Origin of the sequence: Candidatus Methylobacter favarea (genome assembly GCF_902806695.1) — a bacterium.
Lineage (GTDB): Bacteria > Pseudomonadota > Gammaproteobacteria > Methylococcales > Methylomonadaceae > Methylobacter_B > Methylobacter_B favarea.
Genome location: NZ_CADCXN010000133.1, coordinates 1 through 6,907, shown reverse-complemented (window position 1 = coordinate 6,907; position 6,907 = coordinate 1). Strand labels below are relative to the sequence as shown.

The 6,907-nt window shown below is 45.5% G+C and carries 4 protein-coding genes and 1 pseudogene; all 5 read right to left on the bottom strand.

What is annotated here, in order from left to right:
- Window positions 1-201: 201 nt before the first annotated feature.
- The 5 genes and pseudogenes from HUX64_RS18950 to HUX64_RS20285 all read right to left on the bottom strand — a co-directional run bounded on the left by HUX64_RS18950 (window position 202) and on the right by HUX64_RS20285 (window position 6,666).
- On the bottom strand, window positions 202-759 hold the full coding sequence (locus tag HUX64_RS18950; protein ID WP_174627746.1) for a recombinase family protein: 558 nt from the start codon (window positions 757-759) through the stop codon (window positions 202-204).
- Window positions 760-910: 151 nt separating this feature from the next.
- A pseudogene (locus tag HUX64_RS18945) lies at window positions 911-3,873 on the bottom strand (Tn3 family transposase).
- A 138-nt stretch (window positions 3,874-4,011) separates the two neighbouring features.
- On the bottom strand, window positions 4,012-4,134 hold the full coding sequence (locus tag HUX64_RS20205) for a hypothetical protein (protein ID WP_281355362.1): 123 nt from the start codon (window positions 4,132-4,134) through the stop codon (window positions 4,012-4,014).
- A 322-nt stretch (window positions 4,135-4,456) separates the two neighbouring features.
- Window positions 4,457-6,397, bottom strand: a complete 1,941-nt coding sequence (gene htpG, locus HUX64_RS18940) for a molecular chaperone HtpG (RefSeq protein ID WP_174627745.1) — start codon at window positions 6,395-6,397, stop codon at window positions 4,457-4,459.
- A gap of 98 nt (window positions 6,398-6,495) precedes the next feature.
- Window positions 6,496-6,666, bottom strand: a complete 171-nt coding sequence (locus tag HUX64_RS20285; protein WP_343034428.1) for a phage integrase N-terminal SAM-like domain-containing protein — start codon at window positions 6,664-6,666, stop codon at window positions 6,496-6,498.
- Between the last annotated feature and the right edge of the window lie 241 nt (window positions 6,667-6,907).

The following is a 6,907-nucleotide window of genomic DNA, read 5'->3' as shown; positions in this document are numbered from 1 at the left end:
GGCGAAACGATTTTAAGCGAAAAGGCTTTGGAAAAACTTCAAAAAGACACCTTCAGATATTTCTTAAAGGAAACCCATCGCGAAAACGGTCTGGTGCCGGATAACACGCGCCCGGATTCCCATTGTTGGGGTAGTACCACATAGCTGCCAAAAGTGCCATCTTTGTCAGAAAGCTAATATTAGTACAATATAATCAATAGATTAACTTTTTCTTGCTTTACCCAATACCCTATAAACTGTTGCTTCACCCACGCCAATCTGGTTGGCAATCTCGGCCTTGGTTAAACCTTTAGCGTTTAAACGGATAATTGCTGCCTGGCGGGTAGTGTCAATGGGTTTTCGACCCGTATATTTGCCTTCCCCTTTGGCCTTGGCGACACCCTCGCGTTGCCGCTCAAGCATCATTTCACGCTCGAATTGGGCGATGCCGCCTAAAATGGTCAACATTAACTTACCCGTTGTGGTTTTGGTATCCATGCCTAAATTCAAAATGCGCAAACCGACTTGTTTACGTTCAAGCTGATGAATGATAGACATTAAATCCCGCACTGAACGGGCTAAGCGGTCCAGTTTGGTCACCACCAGGACATCGCCTTCCCGGACAAACTCTAAAGCGGCATCAAGTTGTACCCGGTTGCCAACCGACGAGACCTGTTCCTGAAATATTTTTTCGCACCCGATGCTTCGAAGCGCGGTAATCTGAGATTCAAAACCAGCCATTTGGTCGACTGTCGATGTGCGTACGTAACCGATAACCATTTTACTATCATAAGATTCTAGTATAGGTGATAGATTAACTATCTAAATTAAAAATTAATTCTAAAGATAGTTTTTATCGCCATTTTTTAAGCTATCACTAGGGCTTGCCCTATTGGTAGTATTGTGCGGCTGCTTATTTTCAATCGGTTCATTAGGCTGCCATCCTTTCGATGGGCAAGCGCTTGTCCATATCCAATTCAAACCACCCGTAGGGATTTATGTGAGCATAAATCAGCGGTGTCAACGCCCTGAAATCAGCAGCGGTCATTCGGCTATGCCAGATACTTTCCTTCAGTACTTGCTGTATCATGAGCGTGTTCACATAAACCAGGCAAAGCTGGAGTAGATGCAGCGATAGTATCGACAGTTCTTGGTCTTCGATTCGGTTACTCGCTATTTCGCGACCGTCGCCATAAAAAATAAATCCGTTAGCGCTGTTCCAATTTTCAACCACGTTCGGTCCTGCGTGTATCTCCTGGCGCAGGGTTTCTGAAATAATGTATTGGCACAGAAAGAGGGTTTTGATGGCTTTACCTAGTTCCGCCAGTGCTTTGTAGGTCGGATGTTGGACGTTATTACGCGTGAACCGGGACAAGATGGCCTCAGCCTGGGCCGTACCCAATTTTAACGCCGTTGTGTATTTCACCATTTCATCGTACTGCTGGCGAATCAACTCCCAGTTGATGGAACGGGTCAATATGGGATCAAGATGGGGGTAACGAGTACCGCTGCCTTTTTCCGGCAGGTAGATTTTTGTGAGGCAACCCCTTTTAACCGGGGCATTAAGTTAAACCCCAGCAAATGGCAAAATGCAAAGCCGACTTCACTTTGGCCATGGGTATCGGTATAGCTTTTCTGTATATCAATATCGGCTTTATGCCGCAGCACACCTTCAATCATTGAAGCTACTTCAGAGGATGAACAACGCTTTAACTGAGAGTAGATACAGACAGATTGTGCCTCGACGTGCCAATAAATCATCACCCCGCGACCGCCATAGCGAACATGCCATTCCGTCATGAGATTCTGATCCCAGGCACCGATTTTTGTGGAATCAGAGGCGCAACTGGTTGTGCCTTCACCCCAAATTTGAGGAAGCCTTACGGCCAGCGTCGCATTGGCGACTTGCGCAATCGCCTCACGTAAGGTATTTTTTTCAAGAAATGAATGTCTGATGTGAAGCAATTCTTTATAACTGGCCTCATCTCCGCTTGCGGCAATTCGCTTTAATCCAGCATTGGTACCCAACGCAAATAGGGACAACAATAAACGTTTTTGTATCGTGTTTTGATCCAGAGTTTCACGTTGTCGGCTGCTCTGAAACAGCTGGGTAAAATTAACCCGCAGGTCTGCTTCCTTTAGAACATCAAGCAGTCCTGTTGCAGGCCAGCGATTGAATATCTCGGCTTTGAGGCCAGCTAGGTTTTCTGGCTCTGCTTGAGGCTCTTGAGGGGTAATCCGAATACGATTCTTACCCGTAGGAATAATTTTAACCCATGGATTTTTGGGTATTTCCTTATTCGTATGCTTAAGGGCCTTCTCTAAAGCCGTTTTCAATTTCTCTATCAGGTCTTCCGGATTCTTGGGTAAATTTAACGCCTCATAATAAGCGTCACTGTTGCTGCTAAAATCGCCCGGCAAGTCTTCATCCGGATTACGGTAACGACAAGCACCTACCACCCAGATTTCTTTGCTCCGCAAGCGCTCACGCAAAGCCTGTAATACCTCGATTTCATAATTGATGCGGTTAATCCGGTCATCGCCATCCTTATCTTGTTCGATGACCGTATCGAACCGTTTGAACTTAACCACACCTACAACGGGGATATCATCGATATCAGTAAAATATTGGCCCCGATATTCCCGATTGCTTTTGAGGTGATTTACGGCATCCAGCACAGGCGTGTGCTTGCTGTTATTGCTACGGAATTCCAGGGTGTCGAGTAGCGGTACGATCATACGCCGGTAATGGTTGCCGTAAGAACGCCAAACCACTTGATGGACTTCCTCCTGATAGGCCTTGCCGCTAGATTTGTACTCTTTCACCAGGTTTTTCAGGGTTTCTAAGCTTACTTTAGGATACAAGACATCTTTTATAATCCCTTCAGGCTGCTCAACCGCCACTTCGGCCAACTTGAATAACAGCCCAGTTTTGCCATGGACTAGTTTTAAATCCTCAAGCAGTTTCTTATCAATTTTATTTTCGACACATTTGCCAACGTTATGGACGACCTGAATCAGCAAGTCAATCAAGTTATCCGTTATTTCCATTTGGCGTTGCCAGCAAAAAACGGCCACCAAGGCATAGCAGATCACATCGGGGTGGCGGCGCAACTCCCATGCCGATTCAGTCGAAGCCCGGCGGTAATATTTTTGCAGCCATTTCGCAGGCAGTGATGCCAGCAGTTCGCCTGGGATGGACAGGTCTCGTAGGTAGTTTATTTTTTCGACGGCTTGCAAAATTCGGTCAAGTCCCACTTTTCCAGTGTCGTCTTTCAACCAACTGACGCTCGAAAAGGGGTTGCTTAACGCAGAACTTCCATCCGCATTGTCTTCAGCAACATTCAGCAAGCCATCTAGCAATTTTTTTGTGTTCGGATTTAAATCTTTAGCGATCCGGTTGAATAAATCCGTTTCAAACGTGTGTGTCGTTGAGCGGATCAATCGTTCAAGCCGCGCTGACCCCGGTGGCTCTATGTAGCGATTCCTAAACCAATGGATGGCATAGTCCTGCAACGCATTGAAGGTTGGATCGGACGGTAGCATAGCAGTCAGTAATGCCTTGGCAAACTCAGACTTGTCATTTTTATTAGCGCGACGAATTCCCAAAAATGAAAGGATTTCAGTCTGGTCACGCTTGCCCGTGCGTCCAGTGAATTCGTATTGGCTTAAATTATCGCCAGAAACGCCAATTTGATTGGCCAAATAACCCAAAACCGCTTCAGGAATTTCACGGCAATGCTCGGGGAAATGGCCTTCATTTTGAAAAAATTTGAGCAACACAACAAAACCCAAACGGCCATGAAGGGTTTTTTTATACAGCAGATCAGACTCTTCAGTCGTCAAAAGCCAATGGGCATGTAATTCATCTGCTTGCCATTGCCATTTAACGATAGAATCCTTTCACACTGATTTAATTGATAAAGATGCTATCATTAGATTCATATAATTGATAGAACTTTTTAGCAAATATTCCTTATGGTTGTTTTGCTACCATGAAATTCAATTCAACCAAGATGGCACTGTTGGCAGCTATGTGGTAACTACCCCAAAATCGACTGTCGGCTTTAATGTCGAACCATGCCGTTCGGCAATATTGGCCGATCGTCTCCTTTGGGTCGTGACCTGATGGCCAACCTGTTCGAAATGAATCATTGTCAGCGGCCGCTTTAGAGAAATTTTGCATAGCCGGATTTTGTTGAAACCGTAAGTTTCTGTTCAAATGCTCCCGCTAGTCCTAATATGCAAGTATAACACTTGGGAAATTCCTTGCTCCGGGACGATATCGCTATCCTGGAGTCTGTTTCATAATTGCAAAATTAGCTGGCAGCTTTACCTAAAGCAGTGCAGTTAGAATGCATTTCACTCTCATAGAGCGGAGCAAGTCTGCCAAATCTGCCCATACACTTATCCATTACGAAACCATCACCTATAAAAAAGGCCGGAGAATATCCGGCCTTTTTTAGTTTATCAATGATTAGTGCAATAAACCCTGCAACAACCCGTTCAATTTATGCACGAAAGCCGCCGGATCATCAAGCTGCCCGCCTTCGCTCAGGATGGCCTGGTCGAACAGGATATGCGTCAAATCCGCAAAACGGCTGTCATCCTGTTCATTTTTCATACGGGCAACGAGGGGATGGGCGGGATTGACTTCAAAGATCGGCTTTCTGCCCATGCCCATCGATTGTCCGGCTTCCTTCATGATTCTTTCCATGTTAAGACTCATGCCATAAACATCCGCGACCAGACAGGCCGGGGACTCGGTCAAGCGATGGCTTAAGCGCACTTCGCTGACCTTATCGGCCAACACGTCCTTAATCTGTTTAAGCACCGGTTCAAACTCTTTATTGACGTCTTCCTGTTCTTTCTTGGCTTCCTCGCCGTCCAGCTTGTCTAAATCCAGATCGCCTTTCGCCACGGACTGCAAATGCTTGCCGTCAAATTCGCTCAGATTGGAGACCAGCCATTCATCGATGCGGTCGGACAACAATAGTACTTCTATGCCTTTTTTACGGAAAATTTCCAGATGGGGGCTATTTTTGGCCGCAGAGAAACTGTCTGCCGTCACATAATAGATTTTGTCCTGCCCTTCTTTCATGCGGCTGACATAATTTTCCAGAGAAACATCCTGTTTATCAGTATCGGCATGAGTTGAAGCAAATCGCAACAGCTTGGCAATGCGTTCTTTGTTGCTATGGTCTTCAATCGGGCCTTCTTTCATGACCGTACCAAACTCAGACCAGAATTTCGCATATTTTTCCGGATCATTGCTAGCCAATCCTTCCAGCATGCCCAATACTTTTTTGACTGCGCCGGATTTGATGGTGCTGATTTGCTTGCTTTGCTGGAGAATTTCTCTTGACACATTCAGCGGCAATGAACTTGCGTCAATTATTCCACGAATAAAGCGCAGGTAGCGCGGCATTAACTGCTCGGCATCATCGGTAATAAATACCTTGCGAATATACAGCTTCACACCGTGTTTGGCATCCCTGTCCCACAGATCAAACGGGGCCCGTGACGGCACATACAGCAGTAAAGTATATTCATTGGTGCCTTCGACCTTGCTGTGCACATGAACCAGCGGATCCTGAAAATCATGAGCGACATGTTTGTAGAACTCGTTGTAATCTTCCTCGGAAATTTCCTGGCGGGCTCTTGTCCATAATGCCGAGGCGCGGTTAATTGTTTCTTCTTCGACGGGGGCTGGTGCTTTTGCTTTTTCAGCTTCCTCGCCTTCCTCATCCTTATCCATTGACGGCATGATTTCTTTATCCATGACTATCGGCAAAGAAATGTGGTCAGAGAATTTTCTGACAATGGAACGAATCCGGTAGCCGTCCAGAAACTCGCTTTCAGATTCTTTCAAGTGCAAAACAATTTCCGTACCGCGCTGCGCTTTTTCCACTGATTCAATGGTGTAATCGCCTTCGCCCGTTGACTCCCAGCGTACGCCTTCGCTTTTATCGGCCCCGGCCTTGCGCGTGGTCAATGTTACCTTGTCAGCCACAATAAAGGATGAATAAAAGCCTACGCCGAACTGGCCGATTAATTCACTGTCCTTGGCCTGCTCGCCCGTTAAGGATTCAAAAAACTGCCGGGTGCCGGATTTGGCAATCGTGCCGATATGCTCCTGAACTTCCTCTCGGGTCATGCCAATGCCGTTATCAATAACGGTAATAGTCCGCTTCTCTTTATCATATTCCAGGCGAATTTTCAGCTCACTGTCGCCCTCATACAAGCGGTCATTTGATAACGCCTCAAAACGCAGTTTATCCGCAGCATCGGAGGCATTGGAAATCAGTTCCCGCAGAAAAATTTCCTTGTTGCTATACAAGGAATGAATCATTAAATGCAGAAGATGTTTGACTTCAGTTTCAAAGCCCAGAGTTTCTTTTTTTGTTTCAACAGCCATTTTTCTATTCCTGATTAAAAAGTGAATGTTAAAGAGGTGGGGATGTCATTATTTTTTTCAAGCGGAAAGAGAGATTTTAAAGCAATGAAAATTAACATTCACTTTGCTAAAGCGGGTGGTTTAAACCTTAGGATATGGAAAATAAACTGCTTAATCCACTGCACATAATATGATTCAGTACGAATGCTGTAATGCTTTACGCGTATGCGATCATGCACTTGTTCCAATAATTTTGAAGGTGATGATTCAGGTGTAGTTGTATTTTGCATTCGCTGCGAGACAGGAGTCGAGTAGTCCCCAGAAGCGATAGGGCATGTGTTTTCACGGAGCGTTTTTTGCGTAGTGAAAATGCAGGCTTTACGAAATCGCGTCGAGTCATATAGGGACTCCTCCCCAATTGCAAGCCAAGTTTTTACAGAAATTGATGTTTCCAACAGAAATCAAGATTGCAGCCATGTATTCGGTCTCTTGGGAGAGGTATTTAACCTCTGGACCCTGATGAAGCTATTC